Below are 26,896 nucleotides of genomic sequence, written 5' to 3'. Positions count from 1 at the left end.
AATATGAAGACTATTGCGATACCAATTAGAAATAATAATATTTGAGGCAGTACTCTGCTCATTGGCTAACCTCCTCTCTGTTAGAAATTAAAATACTAACTCCAAATAAAAGAATCGATGTAATAATGACTTTCAATCCAAACAGAGGCAATGAAGACTCTAATGTAAAAAACTTAATAAGAGATTGAAAAATATCCGTATAAGCTTTTGATATTCCGATAATTACGGCTGGAATAATTATAACAAAGGCCATACTTACCTTAGTCAACACACCGGTTAAATATCCAATTCCAGAGATTAAAACCATGTATAAAATTGCCACAGAGATGCCAAGTAGGAGATCGGAAAAAGCTAGGATAAATTCGTCTGAAATGATTTGGGATCTGTCAAACGTGAAATACATAATGATTCTTAGGAGAACACCAACAAGTGATGAAGTAATGCCTCCAAAAACACAGGCAGTCATCAAAAAACCTATATTTGAAAGATTTCTTGAGATGCTATTAGTTACAAGCGGGTTTTCAAGTTGCTTATATTGCTTCGTCGTGAGTTGTATGGCTGCAAAAAGTATCCAAAAAAACGAGAAAATAATTACTAAACTAGCAGAATAAGTATTTACAGAAACTGATAGTTCTCCATTACCGGAAGACATATAACTTATTCCATTCAACAAAGAGAAAAAAAGAGCAATAATCTGAGCTAGTAGAAGACCATAAAACAAAGTTGAATAGGCTTTAAGTTTGTAAACATATTGTTTTGAGGAAATTGATAGAAGATCAACCTCTTTTAAAGACATCATCAATACCCCCTCCAGTTTTTCCCGTTAGATAAACGCACAGATCATCTGTTGAAATGGGGAGTACTTCAAGACCGTTTTGCCTTACATGTTTGAACTCTTGCTCTATTAACTCTTTTTTTATGACAACGTATAAGCTCCCTTTAGCAAACTCTTCCTTATAGATCAGTTCTTTGCCTTCTACAAAAGTTAGCAAAGCTTGTTCGTTTCCCCTTATACCAACAGCTAATTCTCGTAATTCCATGACGGGGAGATGAAGGCATTTTGATCCGTTATCGATCAAAAGAATATCTTCAAGTATTTCTTCAAGTTCACTTAGTAAATGACTTGAGAGGAGGATGGTCCGGGGGTGTTCGAGATAATCCTTAAGTAATGCTTTATAAAAGTCCTTCCTCACGGCAGAGTCCATGCCGGTCGTTGGCTCATCTAATATCGTGAGCGGACAGCGTGAGGCAATACCGATTATGCTGTTAAAGGTACTTTTAGATCCTTTTGAAAGATTACTGTGGGCTTGATTTGGGTCAAATGAAAAATAATTAAATAAAGCAATCGCCAGGTTGCTGTTCCAGGCAGCATAAAAGGATGCAACTTCTGATAATATATCTGTAAGTCTAAAAGAATCAGGAAATGTCATGTTGTCATCAATAAATATCGTCTTAGCAGAAACATCCAAGTTATTGAAGGGCTTTCTGGAAAAGACTTGGAGTTCTCCTTGAGTAGGTTTAATATATCCAGCTATCATCTTTAACAGGGTTGTTTTTCCTGCACCATTTCTACCTATGAAACCTGTAATTTTGTTTTCTCCTATTTCAAAAGATAAGCGATCCAGGGCCTTATTTTGGCCGTAGGATTTCGTTACATCACGACACTGTATGACATTCACAGTTGCTCTTCCTCCTTGTCATCTTGTCCGAAATTATGGATCATCATAATGAGTTCACTTTCACTTACATCCAGCCGATTAGCTTCAATAACTAACTCTTTGATCATTTGCTCTAAGATTTGTTTTCTCCGCTTAGTCAAGATAAACTGCTTCGCATTCGGAGAAACGAACATACCAAGGCCTCGTCTTTTATAAACAATGTTCTCGTCAGCTAAGAGATTTAATCCTTTGGCAGCTGTGGCAGGGTTGACTGTAAACATATCTGCAAGCTGATATTGTGAATAAATACGCTCATCTTCTTTAATATTGCTATTAAGGATTTCTAACTCAAGCCATTCAGCAATCTGGACATATATTGGTTTCATACTATCCGTATTGAGGATCACTTTTTTTCACCTTCCTGACATCCTTAGGTAATTAGTGCATTAGTTGTGTAAGGCTCCTTCTTATTATATGCGTAAATTTAGTGATTGTAAACTGGAGTAATAAAGATCTTTCTGATGAGATTTACGTTACAAACGTGATGAGACTCTCGGTAAATGTCCCTCAAAAGCAACTTGGCAAAGCGGATAAATAAGTGGTATGATAACCAAAACTGTAGTATATTAGTTGATATAATTGCAATTTCCGTGAAATCTGTTACAGGGAAACTACATGATTAGCAGACAAATTGGAGAAGTAGGGGATGGAGTTAATGGATCGAACAGAGGAACAATGGCTAGAGGGTCTTCGCGAAACAGTAGATAAAGTGTTACCTATTCGCCATTATCAAGAAAGTTATGGAGCAATAGGAATTAAACGTGCAGAGGATATTAAGTCACTTAAGGATTTCCAGAGACTTCCTTTAACGACCAAGGAGGATTTGCGTAAGAATTATCCGTTTGGGCTTTTTGCCGAACCTATGGAAAACATCGTGCGACTTCATGCCTCATCAGGAACAACGGGTAAGCCGACGGTTGTAGGATATACTCGCCAAGACATCACCCTTTGGGCGAAGATCGTGGCCAATGAATTAAAAAGAGTCGGTGTGACAAAGAAGGACGTCGTACAAATTGCATACGGATACGGCTTGTTTACCGGCGGTATGGGACTGCACTATGGTTGCGAAGAACTTGGTGCAATAGTCGTTCCTATTTCAGGTGGAAATACGGCGCGTCAACTGATGCTTATGCGTGATTTTGGTTCTACTGTTTTGGCTTGTACCCCGTCTTATGCCCTTTATCTAGCGGAGAGTCTAGAGGAATCACAAATTTCACGGGATGAACTGAAGCTCAAGATTGGAATTTTTGGTGCAGAACCCTGGACCGAAGGCATGAGAGAAGAAATTGAAGCGCGACTGGGCATCAAGGCCTTTGATATCTATGGGCTCAGTGAAATTATGGGACCGGGTGTGGCTTTGGAGTGTCCTGCGCATCAGGGGTTACATATTGATGAACATTTTTATCCTGAAATTTTAGATGAAGAAGGAAATCCCTTGCCCGATGGAGAACTTGGGGAATTAGTCATTACGAGTATTGAAAAAGAAGGTTTTCCAGTTCTGCGCTATCGAACCAAAGACTTGACTACGTTACATTATGGTACGTGTTCATGCGGGCATGTTGGATGGTCGATGGATCGCGTCTCGGCTCGAGTTGACGATATGTTAATCATCAGGGGGGTTAATGTCTTCCCAAGTCAAGTGGAAGAGGCGATTCTCCTCGAAGGATTTGAACCGCATTATCTGCTGGTCGTTTATCGGGTTGGAAACTTAGACCAACTAGAAGTCCAAGTTGAGGTCAGTGAAGCGACTTTCTTTGACGAAGTGCGTGAATTGGAAGGTCGTCAGGATCGTCTGAAAAAGAGGATTGAAGACGCTTTGGGAATTTCCGTTCGTATTCGTCTAGTAGAACCTAAAAGCATTCCACGGAGTGAGGGAAAAGCCGTTCGGGTCATCGATAAACGTAATAAGGAGGGTTAAGCATGCTGCAATTATCTATTTTTCTGGAGAATGCTAAAGGGAGGTTAGCTGAAGTAATCAGTCTTCTCGCCGAATGCAAGGTGAATTTACGGGCCTTGTCACTAGCGGATACTAAGGATTATGGGGTATTGCGAATTATAGTGGATAACCCTGAAGAAACAGCTGTAAAATTACGTGAACGAAAAGTGGTTGTTTCCTTAACTCCTGTTTGGGTACTTAAGGTTCCTGATCGCACTGGCGGACTGGCAGAGGTACTCAATCAATTAGTCCAACAGGATGTGGTAGTGGAGTACATGTATGCCTTTGTAGAGAAGGAGAATGAGCAGGCTCTTGTTGTCCTCCGAGTACAGGATAAGGCTATTATGGAAAAGGCTATGCAGACGCTCAATTTGCCAGTGAAGTAGAGAAATCATATACGCGATTCCTCTCCCATGCTCTCTAATTAAGAAGCTTTCTCTGGGCTGGGGTTGTACTCAACTTGCAATTTTGTGTATGTTTCAATTTCTAGGGTTATTATTTTTGAGATGAGTAGAGGGTGTTTTAACGAAAATTCGCTTTGTGTCCTTTTAAAAGTTCTCAGTTGAACGCAACAAAAGAGCCTTTCGCCTAATTTAAAGACGAAAGGCACTTTTTGTTAAATAGGAAAGAACTGCCCCCATTGCCTCCCCGATCATAAGAAAAAGGACGCTTTCGCGTCCTTTTAAGCATTGTTTACTTTCCTAACTTTACTCCGGTGTTCTCGGAATGTCCTCTCAAAACGAGGTTTAAGACGATCCCGACGACAGTTGCCCAGGCTACTGCATGTTCTGGTAACCCGATCCCGAGAGCAAAGATGACGGAGGCAATGATGAGGTTTTTTGTTTCGGAAAAGTCTATTTTAGCTTCGATAAGAGTTCGTAAGCCTGCTGCGCCAATCATTCCGAAGAGAAGAATGCTGACCCCGCCCATTACGGCTGTAGGAATAGACATGATTGCGGCTTGTAAAGGGTTAATCATACTAAAGATAATTGCAAGGATTGCAGCCACCCAGATATTAAAGGTACTGTAGACTTTTGTCACAGCCAGCACTCCAATATTCTCGCCATAGGTAGTTACAGGAGGACCACCTATGAAGCTGGCTACGGCGGTAGCTAGACCATTACCAAAGAGGACTCGGTGAAATCCAGGGTTTTTGATCGGATCGGAATGAGTAATGTTTCCCAGAACGATCATATGTCCCAAATCTTCAATCACCGTTACCAAGGCCAGAGGTGCCATTGCCAAAATTGCCAATTTATCTAAGCTGGGAAGTTTGAAATCGCTTCCGAGTGCAACAGGGAAGACAAATAGATCGTTAAAGGTGGCTAAGACAGGCTTGAAATCAACTATGCCCATGATCGCAGCAACAATATATCCTGCGACAATGGCCACGAGGATCGGGATAATCTTCATGAAACCTTTTGCATATACGGAGAGTAAAGCGGCGACGGCTAAAGTAAAAGCCGCAATCGGCCAATTGCCAGAAGCCATGTCCGTCGCCACTGGAGTCAGACTCAGTCCGATAATGGCAACGACTGGTCCTGCAACGATGGGGGGGACTATTGTATGAATCCATTGGGTTCCGAAAGCAGCCATAAGCAGGTATAGAATGATATATACCACGCCGACGGCTAAAACCCCGCCCATGGCTCCAGAAGTATTACCCGACTGAACAAAGGTGGTTAAAGCTGCAATGTAGGCAAATGAAGAGCCTAGATAGGCAGGAACTCGACTTTTTGTCAATAATAAGAAGATTATGGTGCCGATCCCTGAAGAAAGAAGAGCCACTGACGGGCTGAGACCCGTTAAAAAAGGAACTAGGACCGTGGCACCAAACATGGCAAAAACGTGTTGTAAACCGAGGGGGATCGCTTGGGCAAGGGGGAGCTTCTCGTGAATCTGAACTTCTGTAGACATAATTCAACCTCCTCTTTCTAACAAAAAACCTCTTCCCTGCCCGCAAGCAAGAAAGAGGTGTCCATGTTAAAATCATGGTTCGCCATTCCCTTCTTAGTCTCACGGGACTAATTTAAAGGTAAGGGATTTAACTGTGCTAAAGCATATCATAATTCCTGCTGTTTTGACAAGAGGGTATTTATTTCTTGTTTTTGTTATGGTCAGCATTCCCTTCTACCCCGAATCTTTTGTTTTATTTTTTCAATCAAGAATATGATAAATTGTAATGAAAGGCTAAGATTTGATATAATGTATTTGACCAATATTGACATTAGCGCTATTGATATTTTCTAAATAAGGAGGACCGCATCATGTTTCGCTATGCTGAAGTATTGGTTGATGTAGCAAATCGGCGCTTAGATCAAAGTTATCATTATAGTATTCCTGATTATCTAAGTTTAAAGATAGGAATGAGGGTCTTAGTTCCTCTTCAAAACCGAAAGGTACAGGGGCTTGTAGTAAATGTGACGGATGATCTGCCAGAGGGAATGGAAGGTATTAATCTCAAACCTGTGTTAGAAATTGCCGACAAGGATAGTCTGGTTCCTCAGGATCTAATTGAACTTGCTCATTGGTTGGCGCAAACAACTATTTGTTCGGTTGCACAAAGCCTGCATACGGTTTGGCCACTTCTCAAGGGGAAAATCGAAGAGTGGATCGTTCTTTTGGCTTCAATTGAGGATTCAGATGTTCAGACCCTGCAGTGGCTGGATGTGGAGGCCTTTAGAGCACTTACTGTGCTCAACCGGTCAAGGAAAAAAGCGGTTTCCCTGAAAATTTTCTTAAAGCGAGCGAATATTTCTGGGGGAACGCTTGAGAAACTCCTCAAACAAGGATGGGTAAGTAAGGAAGTTCGCTTCGTCACGACAGGGGAAGATTTATCCCTCAAGCAGGCACCTTATGGCGGGCAAAATAACAAGGTCAAGGATTATGGTGCTCGAACGGATAGAACCTATGAATTAACCAGGGAACAAGCAACAGCCGTGAGAGGTGTTTTGACTGCCTTAGAAGAGGGCTCGTCCCAAACTGTATTACTGCATGGTGTGACAGGCAGCGGAAAAACAGATGTCTATCGCGAGTTGATTGCCCAAGTATTAGCGCAAGGCGGAGACGCTATACTGCTCGTGCCAGAGATATCCCTGACGTCTCAAGTAGCACGTTATTTCGAAAGACAATTTGGTGAGCAAGTGATTATCTTGCACTCTGGTTTGCGACAGCGAGAAAAAATGAAAGCCTGGGCGGATATATTGTCAGGGCATAAGCGGATTGTCATTGGCGCTCGTTCAGCGGTGTTTGCCCCATTGCCAAACTTGAGACTCATTATCTTGGATGAGGAACATGATGGGGCATATAAACAAGATGAGAATCCCAAATACCATGCAAGAGATGTTGCCCGCAAAAGGATGGATCTACGCAAAGGTGTCGTCTTACTTGGTAGTGCAACTCCCTCCTTGGAAGCCTATGCTGCAGCCCAATCAGGAAAAATCCGGATGCTGACGATGCTTTCGAGGATTGGAAAGAGTGTTCTGCCACCAGTGGAAATCGTAGATATGCGAGACGAACTCCGGCAGGGAAACCGAAGCATATTTTCTCTGCCCCTGCAGCAAAAATTGCGGGAAAGGCTCACTAGAGGTGAGCAATCTATGCTTTTTCTGAATCGCAGAGGGTATTCTACCTTTGTGGTTTGTCGAGAATGCGGGTATGTGGTAAGTTGCTCGAACTGCGATATTGCCTTAACCTATCATACCCAAGGGCAGGCGATGCGTTGCCATTATTGTGATCATAAAGAGCTGCCGCCTCATACATGCCCAAAATGCGGAAGCCGATATATTAGGTTTTTTGGGCAAGGGACCCAACGCGTAGAAGAGGAACTTCAAGGTCTCTTCCCTGAGGTGCCAATCTTGCGTTTGGACTATGATACGACGCGCTCAAGCGAAGCGCATGACACGATCTTGGATAAATTCCGCCGCCAGGAAGCTTCAATACTAGTTGGGACGCAAATGATGGCTAAAGGACTGGATTTCCCGAATGTCACATTAGTCGGGGTAATTGCCGCAGATCAAACGCTCAATATGCCGGATTTTCGAGCCAGAGAACGGACGTTTCAACTCTTGACTCAGGTCGCAGGGAGAGCTGGCCGGAGCAACAAACCGGGCGAGGTTGTGATTCAAACTTATTCTCCACAGGATAGTGCTGTTATGAGAGCTGCTCACCACGATTTTCAAGGTTTTTTTTGGGAAGAAATTCGCTATCGTAAAGAGCGGAAGTATCCACCATATACCCACATCATAAGGGTTTTACTGCTACATGAGAAAGAAGATCGAGTCATCAAAGGAGCTAATGAATTAGGCGCATTTTTACAACAAGGAATGCAGGATCCTAAATTTGGAAATACTGAATTGGATGTTCTTGGCCCCGCTCCTGCCGTCTTATCCAGGCTTAGAAACCAGTGGAGATGGCAAGTATCTGTCAAGGGAACGAGGCAGGATATACTTCGAGTATTTTTATACCAAGGAGTTAAAAGGTTTTTTAAGAGCCCGACTAGCAGTGGTATTATATTGAATATTGAAGTGGATCCACTTTCAAGTTAGAATATGTAAATGCGTGAAGGTGAATGTGTGATATCAAATCAATGAGTTATGGTTTTATCGAAAGGAGTATTTAAGAATGGCTGTTTATCAAATTGTAGAAATTGGTGCAGATGTACTGCGTGAAAAGGCTAAAGAGGTTAAAGAGGTTAATTCATCAATAATAAAACTCCTTGACAACATGATCGATACATTACATGCTGCCGAGGGTGTAGGGCTGGCTGCTCCGCAAATCGGAGTCTCCAAGCGTGTAATCATTGTCGAAGTTGATAATGTGCTGCTAGAGCTCATTAATCCTGTTATCTTGGAAAAAGAGGGAGCGAACTCTGCTGAGGAAGGGTGCCTTAGTATTCCTAATATGACAGGAGATGTCGTGAGGGCAGCGAAAGTTCGTGTTCAGGGTTTAAATCGTGAAGGGAAAATGCTGGATATTAAGGCAGACCGTTTATTAGCCCGCGCCTTGCAACATGAAATTGATCATCTTGAAGGAGTTCTCTTTGTCGATGTTGCTAAGAAAACTTATCGAAGCTAAAAATCAATAATTAGATATTCGATATTCGCGGTTCGAATAAGAGCATAGTATAAATGCGCTGACAATACATTATGTTGAAGTACGAAGTACGAACTGCGAATATCGAACCACGAGTGGGGGGATTGAGTATGCGTGTAGTTTTTATGGGTACCCCTGATTTTGCTGTACCTACTTTACGAGCCTTGGCGGATAGCGGGCAAACTATTGTGGGGGTCTTTACTCAACCTGATCGCCCAGCCGGTAGAGGGAAAAAGCTAAAACCCAGCCCTGTAAAAGTTGTGGCTGAAGAATTAGGTTTGCCAGTTTTTCAACCTGAAACCATAAAAACGGAGGAGTGGATCCGACAGCTAAAGGACTTAGCCCCAGAGAGTATTATTGTTGTCGCATACGGGCAGATTCTCTCAAAGGAGATATTGCAATTGCCCGTAAGAGGGTGTATTAATGTACACGCTTCATTGCTCCCAGCCTACCGTGGAGCGGCGCCAATTCATTGGGCAATTATCAAGGGGGAAACCATTACCGGAGTGACCACAATGCAGATGGATGAAGGCCTTGATACAGGGGATATGCTTTTAAAACAGGAAATAATGATCTCTAATGAATCAACCACAGGCGAGATTCATGATAAGTTGGCCGCATTGGGCGCAGAACTCTTGATAGATACTTTAAATCAGTTGGAAATGGGGAGCTTAATTCCAACTCCTCAAACAGGAGAATCAAATTATGCCCCGCTTCTGAAACGTGAACATGAACGCTTAGATTGGTCACGCAGAGCAACTGATTTACATGATCAGATTCGTGGGCTAAACCCTTGGCCGGGCGCATTTGCTACCTTTCGAGGAGAAAACCTTAAAGTTTGGCGAAGCATACCCTTTTTGCCGCAAGACAGTGCGACAACAATAGAAATGGGATCAGAGGCACCTAACACGGCGTCAGCTGACCCGGGTCAAATCATTCAAGTGCTTGGGGATGGGTTACTTGTGCAAACTGGGGAGGGAATCCTTCGCTTGTTAGAGGTCCAACCCGCAGGGAAACGCTCTATGCCTGCTCGGGACTTCTTTAATGGTCGCCACGGGCAGGTTGGAGAACAATTTATCTGAAAGATTTGGACACTTCGCGTCGAAGGAGGACTTTGCTACTCCTGAAGCTTATGTGAACCCAGCCCACTTATAAAAACGGGATTTTTTTTAAAAATCGGATAATTGCTAAGTCAAATTGTGAAAAGGAGGTTAGCTTATGTATTTTGATTCCACTATGGTTCTTTTAATTCCTGCGATATTACTCTCCTTGTATGCACAATTTAAAATTTCCTCATCATATAAACGTTACTCTAAAGTCCGTGCACAGTCGGGGCTTACGGGAGCCCAAGTGGCTCGGGGGATCTTAAATAGTAATGGTCTTTACGATGTGCGTGTAGAACCGATTGGAGGACGGCTTTCCGATCATTATGATCCGCGAACCAGGATAATTAGGCTTAGTGAGGATGTTTATCAGGGCAGTTCACTTTCGTCGATAGCAGTAGCTGCTCATGAAACGGGACATGCGTTGCAGCATGCTGCCGGTTATTTTCCAATGCAACTCAGATCATCCTTTGTACCTGTCGCCAACATTGGCAGCGGAGCGGGTCCGATTTTAATTATGGTGGGTCTTTTTATACCGACCTATGGCTGGCTTCTTGAACTGGGTATTTTTGCTTTTGCCTTTGCGGTACTCTTTCAGGTAATTACTCTTCCTGTAGAATATAATGCCAGCAGCAGAGCTTTATCTCTGCTTCAGGAGGGCCGCATGATAGGGAGTGATGAGGTTCGCGGTGCACGTTCTGTATTAAATGCAGCGGCTTTAACCTATGTGGCTGCTGCGTTGGCTGCAATCTTACAATTAGTACGTTTTATCTTGATAGCTCGAGGTAGAAGCGATGATTAAAGAGACAGCCCGAGGAATGGCAGTTCATATGCTGACACGTGTCGAAGTAGAAGGTGCCTATGCTAATCTTCTCTTACAGAAAAATATTCCCAGGTTGACGGATTCTAGAGATCGACAATTTGTAACCCTGTTGGTAAACGGTACACTTAAAAACCGTTTGACCTTAGATTATGCGTTGAGAAGGCATTTGAGCAAACCCATGTCCTCACTTCCTCATGAGGTTCGGGCAATTTTGCGGATCGGCGCTTTTCAAGTGCTTTATGTTGATAAAGTGCCTCCCGCAGCAGCGATCAATGAAAGTGTGGAATTAGCTAAAGAATTCCCCAAATTTACGGGGCTGGTGAATGTCGTCTTGCGAAAGGTTATGGAAAAGGGATGGGATATTCCCTGGCCCGATTCAAAACGCGAACCGGTTCGCTATCTCTCTGTACGTTATTCACACCCCGAATGGATGATTCAACGTTGGCTAAAACGCTGGGGTATTGAGGAAACGGAAGCCTTGTGCAAAGCTAATAATGAGCCAGCCCAAACATGGATTCGAACAAACACCTTAAAGATCTCAAGAGAAGGTCTAAGCAAACGTCTTTCTGAAGAAGGAATCGCAGTAGAATTAGGAGAACGGGTGCCTGAAAGTTTGAAGATTCAAGATTTTGGTGCATTAGGTCAACTTGGAAGCTTTCAAGAGGGGCTTTTTACGGTTCAAGATGAAAGTTCACAACTTGTAGCTCATGTGCTAGATCCAAAACCGGGACAATTTGTATTAGATGCCTGCAGTGCTCCGGGCGGGAAATCCACGCATCTTGCTCAGTTGATGCAAAATGAAGGTGAAATCTTAGCCTTTGATATCCATGATCATAAACTTGAACTCATTGAGCAGTTGGCCCAAAAATTAGGTATTACGATTATTCATCCTCAGCTGGGAGATGCCCGAGATTTACCCGGAATAAGGCTGGGGTCGCAAGATCGAGTGTTAGTTGATGTTCCCTGCTCTGGTCTGGGAGTTCTTCGGCGCAGGGCTGATCTGCGTTGGCAGAAAGAAGAACAAGGGCTTATGGAATTGCCTTCTTTACAATTCGCTATCTTAGAGAGGGCTGCATCTTGTGTTAAAGAAGGAGGGATTCTGGTTTACTCGACTTGTACGACGGAACCAGAAGAGAACTTCGAACTGGTCAAGAAGTTTCGTTCGGCACATCCCGAGTTTGAACCGGTTGACCTAGTGGATACTTTACCCTACACGCTCAAGGATTCGCGAGATATTAAACAAGCTGGCAAAGGGATGTTGCAAATTTTGCCACATCGGCATGGGATGGACGGATTCTTTTTAGCAAAATTTCGGCGTTCTGCGCAGAGAGTATAGCCTATCTTTAGCCAAGTTTTCTTTACAGGGAAGTTTAACTGGAATGAATTGGGTGAATAATAACTATTATGGAAAATGTTGAGTTGCGCGGTTGTTCTGAAGACGAATTGATCGAGATCTGTCAGACGATAGGTTTAAAACGATTTCGGGCGATCCAATTGTTCCAATGGGTGCAACAGAAAGCAGTGCGGTCCTGGGATGATATGAAAAACATCGGTAAAAGTGACCGACAAACCTTAAGCACCCGCTTGCATCTCTATGCCTTAAAGAAGGTGCGTGAGCAACGCTCAAACGATGGCACTCGGAAGTACTTGTTTTGTCTTGAAGATGGAGAGACGATCGAGTGTGTGCTGATGGATTATGCGCGGACGAAATCGCGCGATAGGCATACTGTTTGTGTCTCTACTCAAGTTGGATGCCCAGTGGGGTGCGCGTTTTGTGCCACGGGGTTAGAAGGATTCCGGAGAAACTTAAGCGTTGCTGAAATTGTAGGCCAAGTATTAGATATTACTTATTATGTCCGGCAGGAAGATCCGGATTTTCAAGTGACCAACATAGTTTTTATGGGTATGGGGGAGCCCTTACTTAATTATGATTCGGTTCTTAAATCGATCCAACTTTTAAATGACGCTCAGGGGTTAAATATTGGTATGAGGAGGATGACCATTTCAACGTCAGGAGTCGTGCCTAAAATTATCCAGTTGGCTGAGGATAATCCCCAAGTGGGCCTAGCGGTATCCCTTCATGCAGCAAGGGATGAGATAAGAAACAGTTTAATTCCTATGAATCGCCGATATCCTCTTGACCAGCTGATGAGAGCGTGCCAGGAGTATACTCAGATTACGCATCGGCGGATCACCTTTGAGGTTGCCTTGACCGCTGAGAATGCGAGGCGGGAAGAGGCTGAAGCCCTTGCCCGATTGTTAAAGGGACAGTTGGGACATGTCAATCTGATTCCAGTCAATCCGGTGGCCGGAACAGGGATGGAGCGTCCCGATCAGGAGAAAATGAAGAAGTTTGCCCAGGTCTTAGAGGATGCTGGAATTTCTGTTTCTTCACGTGAAGAACGGGGAACAGATATCGATGCAGCTTGCGGGCAACTTCGCCGACAGTGGGAGGGTGAGTTAAAATGAGCCTATTGGCCCGATTTGAAGGGATGGCCGAATTTCTTTTTACAGAAGCTTTTAAGAAAAGTGCATCCCGCCTTCAACCGGTGGAAATAGCCAAAGAACTTGTGAAGTCTATGCTTAGAAATAAGCAGGTTAGCATCTCTCAAGTATACGTGCCTAATATTTATCGGGTTTATCTCCATTCCAGTGATTGGGGGCCAATAGCGAGTTTTGGAGATGCTTTTCTCATTGAGTTATCTAAATATCTATTTGCAGAAGCCGAGCGGAATGGGTATACATTTTTGACCAAACCAGCGATAGAATTGCATTCAGATGAGACTGTTAATCCTCGGCAAATGATTATCGAAGTGGATTTTGACGATTCTATTGTCGTAGACTGGGGAGATGAAGAAAAAGATATTGAGCTTGCCAACGAAGTTCGACCTAATCAATCGAATTGGCGGGAAAGTACAACTATCTTTAGAGAAGGTGTCAAGACAAACTTACCAGTCGAGGGTGTGATCGGAAGGAATTTGGATTACTTTCTCGAAATCATAGAAGGACCGGATATCGGCCGGACGTTTTCCTTGAGGGATGAAGAAGTGATCATTGGGCGTCATGGACAGTGCAACTTAGTACTGCTTGACCCTGAAGTTTCCCGAAGACATCTAAAAATTGCTCCGGGGGGAGAGAACGGCTGGTGGCTTGATGATTTAGGAAGCACAAATGGAACCTATGTTAACGGACAAAGAATTACTCATCATACAACTGCCCCAGGAGATCGAATATCTATTGGACAAAGTGTACTGGTCATACAAAGATCCCCTCTGCCGTGATGATATTGGAGTATTTGTAGGGTTCAACCTCTATTCGATTGGGAGGATTGTATGCAATTTGTGTTAGTCATAGGACGACTTGCTTTTGTCGCCCTTATCTATCTTTTTATATTCCGTATTTTTACAGCCCTTTTAGCCGATCTCCAACTGAAGGGAGTTTTTCAACGTTCGATGAATGAATACGGACGTTTAGAGGTTCTCACTGGAGGAGAAACGCTCTCCAGAGGACGTGTTTTTAAAGTGGATGGGAAAGGGTTGCGTTTGGGACGCGGCAAGCACAATGATATTGTTTTGCCCGATCATTTTGCATCCATTGATCATGCTGTTTTTCGGTTGCAAAAAGGACAAACTGTTTTGGAAGACTTAGGAAGTACGAATGGAACATGGGTTAATGGAGAGCAAATCCATTCTCCAGTTCAAATGGTAGCTGGAGATTATGTGAAAATTGGAAGCATTACCTTCCAATACTCGAGGTGGCAAAATGAGAGTTCTAAGCTTTAGTGAAAAAGGGTGTATTCGTAAAAACAATGAGGATTCTTTTTTAGTGTTATCAGATGAAGGCCTTTATGCCGTGGCCGATGGGATGGGCGGACACCGAGCTGGTGAAGTGGCGTCTTCCGTGGCTTTGCACGAATTAGAGATATGGGTTCCCCGTCTTGCCGGGCTTGAAGACCAGGCCTTGGAAAACGGGTTAACAGAAGCCTTTGTTCAAGCCAATAAAGTTGTGCATGAATCCTCAACAACAGACCCGGAAAATGCGGGTATGGGGACAACATTAACGGTGCTGCTGATTCGCAACGATAAAGTCGTTATCGCTCATGTTGGAGACAGTCGAGCTTATCTTTGGCGCAATGAGACGTTAACACCTTTGACTATGGACCATTCTCTAGTCGGTGAACTTGTGAGATTGGGACAGATCTCGTTGGACGATGCGAAAAAACACCCTCAAAGGAATGTTTTGATGCGCGCAATTGGAGCAGACTCTGCAATTGAAGTGGATTGCAGGAGCATTGTTTTGCAAGCTGAGGATGTTTTCCTCTTATGTACCGATGGTTTCTCCAATATGATTAGCGATCAGGAACTTACAGAAGAATTCCTCGAACCAAGCCCTTGGGAAGAACGGTTGGAGAAATTAAGACAGCTTACCCTGGAACGGGGAGCCCCGGATAATTTCACAGCCTTGTGCTGTATTTGGGAGTAAGCCTATGATTCGGCGTTTAACCTTGCGTATTTTAATTTTAGGGATGATGTGGATAGGACTTGGCCTGCTGAAATTGGACACGGAAATGAGCAGGCTTCTTTGGCAAGCATTAATTTTTACAGTCATTGTCCTTATGGGAAGCTTAATGGAACATCTCTTCAATTATCAAGGAGACCCCTACATTCTGCCTGTAGTTCAGGCCATTATGGCGTTAGGACTTGTATTTGTGGTGAGAATTAATCCCGATGTGGCCTTGCACCAGTTTTGGTGGGCGAATATTGGGCAGTTGTTGTTCTATGCGGTTTTATGGTCGATCAGAGATTATCGTTATTTTGGCAGGTTTAGATACATATGGGGACTCTTAGCGGTAGGGTTGTTGCTGGTTACTCTTCTGTTTGGTTCTGAGGAAGGCGGAGCAACAAGCTCATTTAGGATCGGGGGAATCGGACTCCAACCTGAGGAGTTTGTTAAGTTGGCCTTGCTCTTATTTATGGCAACTTATTTGGAAGAAAATGAAGAGTTGTTGCGAGTTGGGACGGTACAATGGGGAAGATTCTCCTTGCCCGATTGGCGGACATTGAGACCGTTTATGATTATGGTGGCTTTTGTACTGGGCATTTTGGCCGCACAGAAAAGCTTAGGAACGGCCTTGGTGTTTTATATGCTTTTTGTACTTATGCTTTATGTTGTTACAGAGCGGACTTTATATTTAGGGATATCGATGCCGGTTTTTTTGTTAACCGGAACTGTCGGATATATGCTCTTTAGACATGTTCGGGTTAGAGTGTCTGTGTGGTTGAATCCTTGGCAAGATCCTACCGGGATGGGATATCAAATTGCCCAATCGCTTTTTGCAATTGGGGGTGGGAAAATTCTGGGCACGGGGTTAGGCAATGGCATTGGGGCATCGACCGTGCCAGTGGCCATAAGTGATTTTATCTTTTCTGTTATTGCTGAAGAATTGGGATTTGCTGGCGCTATGGCTGTATTGGTACTCTTCTTGATTGTTGTTATGAGAGCTTTTGCGATAAGTATCAGGGCTAAGGATCGCTTTGGGCAAATCTTGGCCGCAGGGATTGGCATTCTCCTTGGTACCGAAACTTTGATTATTCTCGCTGGGGTCACAAAGCTGTTGCCCTTGACAGGAATTCCTCTTCCTTGGGTGAGTTATGGCGGCAGTTCCCTTATTGTTCATTTTATCCTACTGGGGGTTTTATTGAATATTTCTAACGCCACCGCGGTAAGTTCCCACACCACCAAGAATCGGGGAAGGGAGTATGCAACATAATGCGAGGGGTACGTCAAGTAGCATTAGGCATGGCCTTTAGTTTTTTTATTCTAAGTCTTGGTTTGGTATATTGGCAGGTTGTTCGGGCGGATACGTTGCTCCAAAATCCCGCAAATCGCAGGTTGATTCTGATGGAAAGCCGAGTGACTCGGGGAGGAATTTTTGATCGTAACGGCGAAATAATAGCTCAAACTCAAATTCTCAACGGGAAAAAGGTTCGAGTTTATCCCAAAGGGGAAATGTTTGAACCTGCCTTGGGTTATTCTTCTGTGAAACTGGGGGCTTCCGGTCTGGAAGCAAACTTGGCAGATTGGTTGTTAGGAATCAAGAATGCTACCCCCACCCAAGCAGTTCAGCAACTCTTTGCACTGCCGCGTCAAGGAGACGATGTGGTGCTTACCTTGGATTCACGTTTACAGAGTATAGCTTATGATGCGCTTAAAGGGAAAATGGGGGCAGCAGTGGCTCTGGATCCTCGAACAGGGGAAGTACTGGCCATGGTTAGCCAACCCAGTTTTAATCCCACAAACCTCGATCAACATTGGAATGAGATCATTAGTCAGGAAGAAAAAAGGCCTTTGGCTGAGAAGCAAAGGCCGCTGGAGCACCGTTATTTTTCCCTCTTTCCGCCAGGATCTACTATGAAAGTAGTGACCTCGGCAGCCTTATTTCGAAGTGGAATAAATACGACGGATTTGTATCAGTGTCAGGGATCAACCATTATTAACGGACAAGTCATTCGAGAACAAAACGATAAAGCGCATGGCTGGGTTAATTATAATATGGCTTTGGCCGAATCCTGCAATACGTATTTTGCGACGTTTGGGGTTCAGGCGGGAGATCAGACTTTTCTTTCGGTTGTTAAAGGCTTTGGATTTGGGCAAAAAATTCCTTTTGAACTTAGTTTACCGAGGAGTTCAATTACGCAGGAGGCTAAAAATCCTTCGTCGTTGAATACAAACCTGCTGGCTGCCAGTACATTTGGACAAGGGGAGGTTCTAGTATCCCCTTTTCATATGGCATTAATGACAGCCGGAATTGCAAACCATGGAGTTATTATGACTCCTCATTTGGTAGAAAGAGTTCTTGACCCTTCTCAAGATATCCTGTTTCAACAGAAGCCTCAGCCTTGGCTAACCGCACTTTCCAAAGAGGAAGCAGATAAGATTACCAGCGCCATGGTCACCGCAGTAACTGAAGGGACGGCTGCGCCAGGGGCTTTGCCCAATGTTCAGGTCGCGGGTAAAACGGGTTCTGCAGAGCCTGGAGGAAATGTTCCGACGCATGCTTGGTATATTGCCTTTGCACCTGCAGAAGAACCGCAGATTGCAGTTGCCGTAATCGTAGAAAATGGTGGAACCGGAGGCGGGAATGCTGCCCCGATTGCACGACAGATTATTCAAGAAGCACTGAACCAGAAAGTAGGTGACAAAAAGTGAGTAAAATCTTCGGGGGACGATATGAGGTTCTGGACAGAATTGGTGCTGGAGGTATGGCGATTGTATACAAGGCTAAGGATCTTTTACTTAACCGTGTCGTGACCATAAAGGTGCTCCGGGAGCAGTTTGTCACAGATGAAGACTTTATTCGTCGTTTTCGGAGGGAAGCTCAGTCCGCAGCTAGCTTGTCTCACCCCAACATCGTTTCAATTTATGATGTAGGTAAAGATGGAGATACAGAATACATCGTTATGGAATATGTGGAAGGTCGCAATCTCAAGGAAATTATTCGTGAGTACGCCCCACTTTCCACAGAACAGTCCATTAATCTTGCCCGACAAATCACAGGAGCTATCCGAAATGCCCACGAGAACCATATTATTCATAGGGATATTAAACCTCACAACATATTAGTTACTGCAGACGGGCACGCTAAAGTTACAGATTTCGGTATTGCGCGGGCTGTATCTTCAGCGACCGTGACTCATACTGGAGACATTGTCGGTTCAGTTCATTATTTATCCCCCGAGCAAGCCAAGGGGATACAAAGTAATGAGCAATCAGACATCTATTCCTTGGGGATCGTTCTGTATGAATTACTCACGGGTAAAGTTCCGTATGATGGTGAAACTCCGATTGCTATTGCCCTTAAACATTTACAGCAAGAGCCTGTTCCGCCGAGTAAGCTTAATCCTCGGATTGCCAAAGAATTAGAAGGGGTCATTATGCGAGCGATCGCAAAGTCGCCCGAACAAAGATATGTGTCTGCTAAAGAGTTGCTTGAGGATTTGAACCATATTCAAGCTGGGGAACCAATTGCGTGGTTTGGCCTTCCGCAAGCAATTGATCCGGAGGCAACTCAGACTCACAAAGGAATGGGTAAGGCTCTGAACCCGATTGAAGTCATAGACTCTGTCCCGATTAAGTCTGTAAATAAGAGGCGCAGCCTCTTGATTGTTGGAGGGCTTGTACTTCTCCTCACCTTACTGGTGGGAGGAATTTGGAACTATATGTCGGTAGGATCAACAAAGGTCCCGGATTTAACGGGTAAAACGGTGCCTGTAGCAGAGGATTTTTTAAAGGATGCTGAACTAAGTCTTGATCCAGAGGTAACTCAAGAGTTTAGTGACGAAGTTAATAAGGATCTTATTATCAGACAGGACCCTAAAGCAGATAACTCGGTGAAAGTCGGGCGAACAGTTAAAGTTGTAGTAAGCAAAGGGATCGAGTTGGTAGAATTTCCAAATGTTATAATTGGACAGATGTCGAAGGAAAATGCCATAAATCTAATCAAGAATGCTGGATTTACCGGAGAGATAACCTTGGTGCCTATGCCTGATGATGCAGCTAAAGATGCTGTTATTGGTCAAGATCCAATGCCAAAATCTTCTTGGCCTAAAGATGGAAATATTACTTTAACAGTAAGTACTGGACCACAATGGTCGACGATCAATATGCCAAGTGTGATAGGGAAGTTATCTTCTGAGGCGAAGACGATCCTCGTTGATCAAAATAAGCTGGTTCTGAAGATTGAGACCGAGGTTTCTTATACCTCTCCAGAAGATGTGGTGATAAGCACAATCCCTAGCCCTGGAGAAAGTGTTCAGCAGGGCTCAGAGGTGACGATGGTTGTTTCGCGGGGACCCGGTCCTTTTGCCCAAGGATTAGAGGCACAGGCCAGCAGTAATAATGTGATGATAGCTCAGTTTTTGGCTGGCGTGCAAAAGGGCAGACTCAAAGAACAATAATTCTATGTAATAATTCCCAAACGATGATTAGTGAGGAATAAAAATGATCAATGGATTCTTACTCAAAGGATATGGAGGATTTTATTATGTCTATGCGGAGGACCGAGTATGGGAATGTTCCCTGCGCGGTCGCTTTCGCGTTAAAGATCAAGAGTTTTTACCGGGTGATCGGGTGAACATTCTGCCGGAAGAGGAAGAAGAGGAGAATAAGGCGACTATTGAATCTGTAGAGCCGCGGCGAAATGTATTAACACGGCCTGCTATTGCTAATGTGGATCAAGCAATTCTGGTTTTCGCCATGACTTCTCCTAAGCCCGATCTCAATCTCTTGGATCGTTTGTTAATTCAAGTGACGGATGCGGGCATTGAGCCTATCTTAGTTTTTACCAAATTAGACAAGTATAAAGAAGACGCATTAAACGACGGCTCAGAGGGTCATGCTATTACGGATGTCTATCGAAAAATCGGATATGACGTGTTTGAGGTTTCCAGTGAGACGGGTCAGGGGATTGATCAAATCGCTGTTCGTCTGACGAATAAGATAAGTGTGCTTGCAGGACCTTCCGGAGCTGGGAAGTCTAGTCTTTTTAATGCCTTATCTCCTGGTAAGAAGCTGAAAACAGGGCAAATAAGTCTTAAGTCAAAGCGTGGCCGCCATACCACACGCCATGTAGAATTAATGGTGTGTGCCGGGGGGCTGGTAGCAGACACACCAGGCTTTTCATCCCTCTTCTTACCGGAAATGAAGCGCGCAGAATTAACGGATTGTTTCCCTGAATTTGCTAATCGTCGACGTCTATGCCGTTTTAACAGTTGCCTGCACGATAAAGAACCTAATTGTGCGATTAAAGCTGCTCTGGAAACAGGGGAGATTTCTCCTGAACGTTACGAGCACTACCTTATATTTTTAAAAGAAGTAATTGAAGCAGAGAGGAAGTATTAATGTGATACAGATGGCCCCTTCTATATTATCCGCAGATTTCTCCCGCCTGGGAGATCAGGTAAAACTGGTTGAGGAGGCTGGTGCAGAGGTTTTACATATCGATATCATGGATGGGCACTTTGTTCCCAACCTTACCTTTGGGCCGGCCTTGGTTAAATCCATAAGAGATCACTCGCGTATGCGTTTTGATGTGCACCTGATGGTTGATGAGCCGGAGAAGTTCATTGCAGATTTTGCTGCGGCTGGTGCCGATCATATAACCTTTCATTTAGAGACGACTCCTCATGTTCACCGTGTAATTCAACAGATCAAAGAACATGGAATGACGGCTGGAATTGCACTCAATCCAGCGACTCCGCTTGATGGGTTAAAGTATATTTTGGAAGATTTGGACATGGTTCTTTTGATGACGGTAAATCCTGGGTTTGGCGGGCAAAAATTTATACCCAACGTTATCCCGAAAATCCAAGTTCTTCATCATCATCTTCTTCAAACCAAATCCTCTTGTCTAATTGAAGTTGATGGCGGAATTAATCTAGAAACGGCTTCTGTCGTTGCCAAAGCGGGGGCTCATATTTTAGTGGCCGGTGCCGCTGTATTTGCTCAACCTGATCCGCAACAAGCGGTTAAAAATATTCGTCAAGCTGCGAGCGTGAAGTAAGGTCGGTGATTGATATCAAGATTGCTGTCTTAGCAAATGGCGTTTGGGATTTGGAATGGGGAAAGCAAGTTCTTAAAGAGGTTGATTTTTTGATTTGTGCGGATGGGGGAGCAAACTATGCTGCCCTGTCTTTGCGTATGCCTGATCTGATAATCGGAGACTTGGATTCGATTTTACCTGAAAACTTAGATCGATTTAAAGATGTGGGATGTGTTATTGAACGTTATCCCTGTGAAAAAGATGAAACGGATCTTGAATTGGCACTTTTGCGGGCTGAGGAAAAGGCTCGTTTGCTTGGCGAAAAGGATATTTGGCTGTATGGGGCGACTGGAAAACGAATTGATCATTTCTTCGGTAATGTAGGGCTTATGCTCGCCTATGCCAAGAAAGGGTATCGGATACGCGTAATTGACCCTGAGCATGAATTGTGGATTGTTCAGGGGCGGGAAGAGATCTGGGGGGCATCCGGGCAGGAACTCTCGTTGATTTCGATGTCAGAGGAGTCGGTTGTCACGACAGAGGGGCTGTATTATCCGCTTCAGAAGGGCGTTCTTCGTCAGGACCGTCCGCGGGGTGTGAGTAATGTTTTTTTGGGAGAGAAGGCAGTGGTTGAGGTTCATGAGGGCTGGGTTATGGTGGTTATGCCCAGGTGCGCGAGGGCGTGATGTTGCTCCGCTCACCCAAGGCGCCGTCGCTACCATGCTTGATTTCTCGGCGAGAACGGCAAACCTCTGGGCTGTTCTGCATGTTAACCCGTGCCGTTCTGGCACCGAGAAATCGAAGCATGGTTGACACGACTCTGCCTAATGGGTTCGCTCCGCAACATCACGCCCTCTGGGCTTGGGGTCGACGGGGGCAGGGAACGGGAGAGTTTGATGTTGATCCGCTCACAAGGCGCCATCGCATCGCGACATCAGTCCATCCACGGATATCCGTGCCACGCTGGTGATTCGAAATCTAGGCGGGATTAAAGCGACTCTGCTTAAAGGGTTCACCCCGTGGCATCACGCCCTTTAGGGGAGGGTCTAGGGGCGCTGGAAGGGTCGGGTGGGATGGTTGAATCGTTTGATCTTGCGGCGTTTGGGCTTGAATGGGAGTGTAATGAGCGCTTGCTAGGGATAGACTAGGTGTGTATGTTGTTCTGGGTGTTCCGTTACATCATATTTCAGTGTTAGAAAAATAAGATTACAGATAAGGAAGACGATTATGCAACATGATGAACTTTGGATTGGTACTATGCTTGAGGGGAATGCTCGTTGGGTTTTGGTGAAGTCAACGGATACGGTGGAGGAAGCGCGCAGACGTCATGGTATGTCTCCGGTGGCAACGGCAGCGTTAGGGAGGTTGATGACTGGAGCTCTTATCCTGGCCAGTTCCCTCAAAGGTGAAGAGAGTGTTACTTTGCGCTTATTAGGTGACGGGCCTCTGGAGGGGGTTGTTGCTGTTGGAAATGCGCAGGGTGAGGTAAGGGGTTATGTTCGGGAACCTTTGGTGGACCTGCCGCTTAAGGCTTCTGGTAAGCTTGACGTTGGCGCAGCGGTTGGTTGCGGTGAGTTAACAGTTAGCAGAAGTTTGCAAAATGGTGAGGTTTATACTGGAACGGTTCCTATGGTTAGCGGGGAGATTGCCGAGGATTTAGTGCATTACTTGTTATCTTCTGAACAAATTCCTTCAGCCATGTTGCTCGGGGTTTTGGTTGAAAAAGATTATCATGTTGCTGGAGCAGGCGGATTTCTGATTCAGCCGTTGCCTGGGGCAACCGAAGAAGATATCCAAGCGATTGAAAGTCAGCTTGGGCTGTTAGGGGCGGGTATTAGTGAGATGGCAGCCCAGAGTGAAAACATGGACGAGTTATTGGGTCTTCTGATGGGGAAACTCTCTTATCATGTCTTAGAGCGACGTTCGGTTGGATTTACATGTACGTGTTCAAAAGAACGTTTGAGTGGCACCTTGGTGTCCCTGGGTAAAAAAGAAATAGCAGACCTGATCTCGGATGAAAAAGCCGAGATGGTATGCCATTTTTGCAATGAACATTTTCAGTTTAATGTTGAAGAGTTACGGGAAATTTGGGAGAGGGCGTGATGTTGTTGCGCGCGAAGGTGTGATGTTGCTCCGCTCACCCTAGGCGCCGTCGCTATCGCGCTGGATTTCGAAGCGAGCGTTGGCAACCTCTGGGTGGTTCTGCATGTGAACCTCTGCCACGCCGGCACTTCGAAATCCAAGCGCGATTGACGCGACTCTGCCTAAAGGGTTCACTCCGCAAAATCACACCCTCTGGGCTGGGAAAAAGAGGTGGATTTTGAGTATGAAAAAAGCCCGAACAAATGTCGGGCTTTTGATTCATTAGACAGCGCGTTGTACTTTACCGGAACGTAAGCATCTGGTGCAAACTTTGATCCGGGCAGGAGTGCCGTTCACTATTGCACGAACGTTTTGCAAGTTTGGTTTCCAAGTTCTCTTTGTTCTTATATGAGAGTGGCTGACTTGAAATCCAGTGACTACTCCTTTGGCGCATACAGCACAAACATTAGCCATGCGCTAAACCTCCTTTGCAGCCGAAATGACACTTGTTCATTTTATCAAAACTCTTGCTGGTTGGCAAGGTTCCTTTGCGGATTTTTCTTAAATATCCTTGGAGTTCCTATTTAGGGGGATTGAGTTAGGGCCAATTCGCCTGGAATTTGGAATTTATTTCATCAAATGAAGAAATACTAAGAGTTCTATTGAATTTTTTTCACTTTTTCTTTGAACATTTTTCATTTCCTTGGTAGAATAAGTTCAACGTGGACGATACCGGAAGGGGAGGGTCCTTATATGGGAAAAGAAATCATTAATCATTTAGGTAAAATTGAAATCTCTGAAGAAGTCATTTCCACGATTGCAGGTGCTACGGCGGTTGAGTGTTACGGCTTAGTCGGTATGGCTTCACGTAAAATTACGGATGGAGTAGCCGATTTGTTGCGACGGGAGAATTTGGCCCGTGGTGTGGTGGTTACCATTAATAACAATGAAGTTGTTATTGATCTTTATATCATCGTTGGATACGGCGTTAAGATTTCTGAAGTTGCCGCTAGTGTTATGGAGCGCGTTCGTTATACCACTGAGAAGCTTACGGGATTAAACGTATCCCAAGTGAATGTGAACGTAAAAGGTGTTCGCGTTTTAGAGTAGGTAAAAGATTAGGGGGATATGGTTTTGAGACCAGCAGCTGCAAAGGTAACAAGTGTTCTAGACGGACAACTATGGAGACAGATGATGGCATCGGGGGCGAAGGCCCTAGAATTAAAAAAGCATGAAGTTGATGCTCTGAATGTCTTTCCTGTACCAGATGGGGATACTGGAACGAATATGTACTTAACGATTCAGTCTGCGGCGAGGGACGCGGAAAAGATAACTGGCAAATCCATCGGAGAAGTTGCCGCAGCCGCTTCGATGGGGTCTTTAATGGGTGCTCGCGGAAATTCAGGGGTTATCCTTTCTCAGCTCCTGCGAGGTATTGCCAAGGGTTTGGAAGGGTTGAATACGGCCAATGCTCTTCAAGTCGCCCAAGCGTTGCAAGCAGGGGTAGATACGGCCTATAAAGCCGTCATGAAACCTGTTGAGGGCACGATCCTAACGGTTTCGAAGGAGACAGCGCGAGCAGCTTTAGCCATGGCCAAGAGTGGTGGATCTCTGCTGGAGACTCTTAAAGAAGCAGAGCAAAAGGGATTAAAAAGCCTAGCCAAAACACCGGAAATGTTGCCCGTGCTTAAACAAGCTGGGGTAGTTGATGCTGGCGGGCAAGGGTTCCTCGTAATCTTAGGTGGGTGGATTGCAGTATTAACTGGAGAAACGTCTATTTCAGATACCATGAGCGAAACGGAAAGTTCGCTAAAGTCAAATGTAGAAGGATCTACTGCAACAAGACAAGAATTTATGCAAATCGAAAACCTGGACTACCCTTATTGCACAGAATTCTTGGTAAAGGGAACTGATTTGCGTGTTGAACAGGTAAAACAAGATTTATTAGACCGTGGGGACTGCCTGCTCGTTGTAGGGACGTCTGAAGTGGTAAAAATTCATGTGCATGTCAAAAATCCAGGTAAGATCTTGGATTACGCCATACAATGGGGTTCACTTCACCAAGTTCAAATCCATAATATGTTAGAGCAAAATGAGAGCATGGCCCATGCCATGAAAGAAAATGAGACAACAGAGGATTTGCAGACTGACACGAGAATTGAACATCAAGGCCAACCGCTCAAGGAGTTTGGTGTGGTAGCTGTTGCAATGGGTCAGGGAATTGCGGATGTCTTTATAAGTCTGGGTGCCGACGAGGTGGTGTTCGGTGGGCAGACTATGAACCCAAGTACTGAAGATCTTGCTGAGGCAGTCCGGAAGGTTCCTGCTCGACAGGTTTTTATCTTGCCGAACAATGGGAATATCATCATGGCCGCTCGTCAAGTAAAAGATGTTGTGCAGGAACGAGAAGTGCATGTGATTTCAAGTAAATCGATACCCCAAGGGATTTCGGCGTTACTGAGTTTTAACAGTGATGGAGAAGCAGAGACAAATATTAAGAATATGGAACGAGGGCTAAGCAGTGTTCGCTCCGGGGAAGTAACTTATGCTGTCAGGGACTCTCAATATGGGGATTTAACTATTTCAGACGGTGATATATTAGGATTGATTGAAGATGTAATAGTTTCTACGGGAAAATCGTTATATGAAGTGGCGCAATCAACATTGGATAAAATGGAATGGAAAACCCATGACTTGGTTACAATATTTTATGGAGAAGATACAAAACTTGAAGAGGTTGAACGTCTCCAGGATTGGCTCCGAGAAGAGAATCCAAGCATCGAAGTTGAGGTTCATCCCGGTAGGCAACCGCTCTACTATTATATCTTTGGTGTGGAATAGGTTAACCTCCGGAATTTTTCCGGAGGTTTTTTCTTATATGGCTAGGTGTGGCCAAGTTTTCCATTAATATTGGGGGGGAAGTTGTGGGAAAGAGTAATGTATTTGATCTTCTTGGACCTATCATGGTTGGTCCGTCTAGTTCACACACAGCTGGTGCAGTTCGCTTGGGAGGAATGGCTAGAAAAATCTTGGGAGATGAACCTGTTGAAGGGACGATTTTTCTGCATGGTTCTTTTGCAAAAACGGGGAAAGGGCATGGGACAGATTTGGCGTTACTCGCAGGACTTCTAGGCTTGCTTCCTGATGACGAAAGGATACCAGATGCTCGTAAGCTGGCAAAAGAAAGAGGTCTAAGCGTTAAGTATGAAATTGCAGATCTCGGAGAGGTTCATCCCAACACTGTGAAGTTTGATTTAGTTGGAAGATCAGGTGGCCAGGTTCAAGTGGTCGGTTCGTCTGTTGGAGGAGGGACTATAGTTATTCATAAGATCAATGACTTTCAAGTGGAAATTCGGGGGGACTATCCCACATTGGTAATTTTGCACCAGGATCTCCCCGGATTAGTCGCTCAAGTGACTCTCCTCCTGGCGACGGCCCAAATTAATATTGCCAGCATGCGGGTTTCACGTGAAAAGAGGGGGGCCCAAGCCCTGATGATTCTAGAGACAGATCAAGCGATTAACGATGCCGTTCTTGATCTAATGAGAAAATTGCCCAAAATTGAGCAAGTAATGGCTATTGAGCCTTTATAATTTAGGA

Annotated in this window: 28 protein-coding genes; 23 read left to right on the top strand and 5 right to left on the bottom strand. The window is 44.6% G+C overall.

The window, feature by feature from the left end:
- Positions 1-58: 58 nt before the first annotated feature.
- Genes M8E35_RS07380 through M8E35_RS07370 form a run of 3 tightly spaced genes read right to left on the bottom strand, consistent with a single transcriptional unit; the run spans position 59 to position 2,065 of the window.
- A complete protein-coding gene (locus tag M8E35_RS07380; RefSeq protein WP_252468198.1) occupies positions 59-796 on the bottom strand; it encodes a hypothetical protein in 738 nt (245 codons plus the stop codon).
- On the bottom strand, positions 777-1,679 hold the full coding sequence (locus tag M8E35_RS07375; protein WP_252468197.1) for an ATP-binding cassette domain-containing protein: 903 nt from the start codon (positions 1,677-1,679) through the stop codon (positions 777-779). Before M8E35_RS07375 ends, M8E35_RS07380 begins: the two co-directional genes overlap by 20 nt.
- A complete protein-coding gene (locus M8E35_RS07370) occupies positions 1,676-2,065 on the bottom strand; it encodes a GntR family transcriptional regulator (RefSeq protein WP_252468196.1) in 390 nt (129 codons plus the stop codon). The genes M8E35_RS07375 and M8E35_RS07370 overlap by 4 nt, the downstream gene beginning before the upstream one ends.
- Before the next feature lie 308 nt (positions 2,066-2,373).
- On the opposite strand from M8E35_RS07370, the gene M8E35_RS07365 reads away from it, so the two are divergent.
- Both M8E35_RS07365 and M8E35_RS07360 read left to right on the top strand, forming a co-directional pair.
- Positions 2,374-3,636: a phenylacetate--CoA ligase family protein gene (locus tag M8E35_RS07365; RefSeq protein WP_373887427.1), complete on the top strand. Its 1,263-nt coding sequence runs from the start codon at positions 2,374-2,376 to the stop codon at positions 3,634-3,636.
- A gap of 2 nt (positions 3,637-3,638) precedes the next feature.
- Positions 3,639-4,040, top strand: a complete 402-nt coding sequence (locus tag M8E35_RS07360; protein ID WP_073028282.1) for an ACT domain-containing protein — start codon at positions 3,639-3,641, stop codon at positions 4,038-4,040.
- Positions 4,041-4,347: 307 nt separating this feature from the next.
- On the opposite strand, the gene M8E35_RS07355 is transcribed toward M8E35_RS07360, so the two are convergent.
- Positions 4,348-5,571, bottom strand: a complete 1,224-nt coding sequence (locus M8E35_RS07355; RefSeq protein ID WP_252468194.1) for a solute carrier family 23 protein — start codon at positions 5,569-5,571, stop codon at positions 4,348-4,350.
- A 350-nt stretch (positions 5,572-5,921) separates the two neighbouring features.
- Between M8E35_RS07355 and priA the strand changes: the two genes are divergently transcribed.
- The 18 genes from priA to hslO all read left to right on the top strand — a co-directional run bounded on the left by priA (position 5,922) and on the right by hslO (position 23,317).
- Entirely contained in the window at positions 5,922-8,201 is a 2,280-nt protein-coding gene (priA, locus tag M8E35_RS07350; protein WP_252468193.1) for a replication restart helicase PriA, read from the top strand.
- Positions 8,202-8,277: 76 nt separating this feature from the next.
- Positions 8,278-8,730 (top strand): peptide deformylase, encoded by a 453-nt coding sequence (gene def / locus M8E35_RS07345; protein WP_073028279.1) that lies wholly within the window; start codon positions 8,278-8,280, stop codon positions 8,728-8,730.
- A 128-nt stretch (positions 8,731-8,858) separates the two neighbouring features.
- Positions 8,859-9,830 (top strand): methionyl-tRNA formyltransferase, encoded by a 972-nt coding sequence (fmt, locus tag M8E35_RS07340; RefSeq protein WP_252468192.1) that lies wholly within the window; start codon positions 8,859-8,861, stop codon positions 9,828-9,830.
- A gap of 136 nt (positions 9,831-9,966) precedes the next feature.
- A complete protein-coding gene (locus M8E35_RS07335; RefSeq protein WP_252468191.1) occupies positions 9,967-10,653 on the top strand; it encodes a zinc metallopeptidase in 687 nt (228 codons plus the stop codon).
- On the top strand, positions 10,646-12,010 hold the full coding sequence (rsmB, locus tag M8E35_RS07330) for a 16S rRNA (cytosine(967)-C(5))-methyltransferase RsmB (protein ID WP_252468189.1): 1,365 nt from the start codon (positions 10,646-10,648) through the stop codon (positions 12,008-12,010). Before M8E35_RS07335 ends, rsmB begins: the two co-directional genes overlap by 8 nt.
- Before the next feature lie 59 nt (positions 12,011-12,069).
- Entirely contained in the window at positions 12,070-13,143 is a 1,074-nt protein-coding gene (gene rlmN / locus M8E35_RS07325; protein WP_252468414.1) for a dual-specificity RNA methyltransferase RlmN, read from the top strand.
- Positions 13,140-13,955: an FHA domain-containing protein gene (locus M8E35_RS07320; protein ID WP_252468188.1), complete on the top strand. Its 816-nt coding sequence runs from the start codon at positions 13,140-13,142 to the stop codon at positions 13,953-13,955. The genes rlmN and M8E35_RS07320 overlap by 4 nt, the downstream gene beginning before the upstream one ends.
- Positions 13,956-14,006: 51 nt before the next feature.
- Positions 14,007-14,456, top strand: a complete 450-nt coding sequence (locus tag M8E35_RS07315; RefSeq protein WP_073028273.1) for an FHA domain-containing protein — start codon at positions 14,007-14,009, stop codon at positions 14,454-14,456.
- A complete protein-coding gene (locus tag M8E35_RS07310; RefSeq protein ID WP_252468187.1) occupies positions 14,437-15,156 on the top strand; it encodes a Stp1/IreP family PP2C-type Ser/Thr phosphatase in 720 nt (239 codons plus the stop codon). Before M8E35_RS07315 ends, M8E35_RS07310 begins: the two co-directional genes overlap by 20 nt.
- Before the next feature lie 4 nt (positions 15,157-15,160).
- Positions 15,161-16,444 carry an FtsW/RodA/SpoVE family cell cycle protein gene (locus tag M8E35_RS07305; protein ID WP_252468186.1) on the top strand — a complete coding sequence of 428 codons (1,284 nt, stop codon included), beginning with the start codon at positions 15,161-15,163 and terminating at the stop codon, positions 16,442-16,444.
- Complete coding sequence (locus M8E35_RS07300) at positions 16,444-17,883, top strand: peptidoglycan D,D-transpeptidase FtsI family protein (protein WP_252468185.1); 1,440 nt, start codon at positions 16,444-16,446, stop codon at positions 17,881-17,883. Before M8E35_RS07305 ends, M8E35_RS07300 begins: the two co-directional genes overlap by 1 nt.
- The gene (gene pknB, locus M8E35_RS07295) at positions 17,880-19,631 is read left to right on the top strand and encodes a Stk1 family PASTA domain-containing Ser/Thr kinase (RefSeq protein ID WP_252468184.1); all 1,752 of its coding nucleotides are present in this window, start codon (positions 17,880-17,882) and stop codon (positions 19,629-19,631) included. Before M8E35_RS07300 ends, pknB begins: the two co-directional genes overlap by 4 nt.
- Positions 19,632-19,674: 43 nt before the next feature.
- Positions 19,675-20,574, top strand: a complete 900-nt coding sequence (rsgA, locus tag M8E35_RS07290; RefSeq protein WP_252468183.1) for a ribosome small subunit-dependent GTPase A — start codon at positions 19,675-19,677, stop codon at positions 20,572-20,574.
- A gap of 1 nt (position 20,575) precedes the next feature.
- The gene (rpe, locus tag M8E35_RS07285; RefSeq protein WP_252468182.1) at positions 20,576-21,235 is read left to right on the top strand and encodes a ribulose-phosphate 3-epimerase; all 660 of its coding nucleotides are present in this window, start codon (positions 20,576-20,578) and stop codon (positions 21,233-21,235) included.
- Between the two features lie 14 nt (positions 21,236-21,249).
- Entirely contained in the window at positions 21,250-21,900 is a 651-nt protein-coding gene (locus M8E35_RS07280; RefSeq protein ID WP_252468413.1) for a thiamine diphosphokinase, read from the top strand.
- 80 nt (positions 21,901-21,980) lie between these two features.
- The gene (locus M8E35_RS07275; RefSeq protein WP_229245290.1) at positions 21,981-22,184 is read left to right on the top strand and encodes a hypothetical protein; all 204 of its coding nucleotides are present in this window, start codon (positions 21,981-21,983) and stop codon (positions 22,182-22,184) included.
- Positions 22,185-22,233: 49 nt separating this feature from the next.
- On the top strand, positions 22,234-22,362 hold the full coding sequence (locus M8E35_RS26455) for a hypothetical protein (RefSeq protein ID WP_289710719.1): 129 nt from the start codon (positions 22,234-22,236) through the stop codon (positions 22,360-22,362).
- A gap of 79 nt (positions 22,363-22,441) precedes the next feature.
- Positions 22,442-23,317: an Hsp33 family molecular chaperone HslO gene (hslO, locus tag M8E35_RS07270; RefSeq protein WP_252468181.1), complete on the top strand. Its 876-nt coding sequence runs from the start codon at positions 22,442-22,444 to the stop codon at positions 23,315-23,317.
- Positions 23,318-23,578: 261 nt separating this feature from the next.
- Here hslO and rpmB read toward each other — a convergent pair whose 3' ends face one another.
- Complete coding sequence (gene rpmB / locus M8E35_RS07265; RefSeq protein ID WP_073028264.1) at positions 23,579-23,770, bottom strand: 50S ribosomal protein L28; 192 nt, start codon at positions 23,768-23,770, stop codon at positions 23,579-23,581.
- A gap of 279 nt (positions 23,771-24,049) precedes the next feature.
- On the opposite strand from rpmB, the gene M8E35_RS07260 reads away from it, so the two are divergent.
- The 3 genes from M8E35_RS07260 to sdaAB all read left to right on the top strand — a co-directional run bounded on the left by M8E35_RS07260 (position 24,050) and on the right by sdaAB (position 26,889).
- The gene (locus M8E35_RS07260; protein ID WP_073028263.1) at positions 24,050-24,406 is read left to right on the top strand and encodes an Asp23/Gls24 family envelope stress response protein; all 357 of its coding nucleotides are present in this window, start codon (positions 24,050-24,052) and stop codon (positions 24,404-24,406) included.
- An 81-nt stretch (positions 24,407-24,487) separates the two neighbouring features.
- Positions 24,488-26,137, top strand: coding sequence for a fatty acid kinase ATP-binding subunit FakA (fakA, locus tag M8E35_RS07255; protein WP_508012190.1), 1,650 nt, complete (start codon positions 24,488-24,490; stop codon positions 26,135-26,137).
- A gap of 83 nt (positions 26,138-26,220) precedes the next feature.
- Entirely contained in the window at positions 26,221-26,889 is a 669-nt protein-coding gene (gene sdaAB, locus M8E35_RS07250) for an L-serine ammonia-lyase, iron-sulfur-dependent subunit beta (RefSeq protein ID WP_252468178.1), read from the top strand.
- Positions 26,890-26,896: the final 7 nt, after the last annotated feature.

The sequence above is a fragment of the Desulfosporosinus nitroreducens genome (assembly GCF_023897015.1).
In the GTDB taxonomy this organism is placed as follows: domain Bacteria; phylum Bacillota; class Desulfitobacteriia; order Desulfitobacteriales; family Desulfitobacteriaceae; genus Desulfosporosinus; species Desulfosporosinus nitroreducens.
The sequence above is the reverse complement of the archived record's forward strand: the minus strand, read 5'-3'. Positions and strand labels throughout refer to the sequence as shown.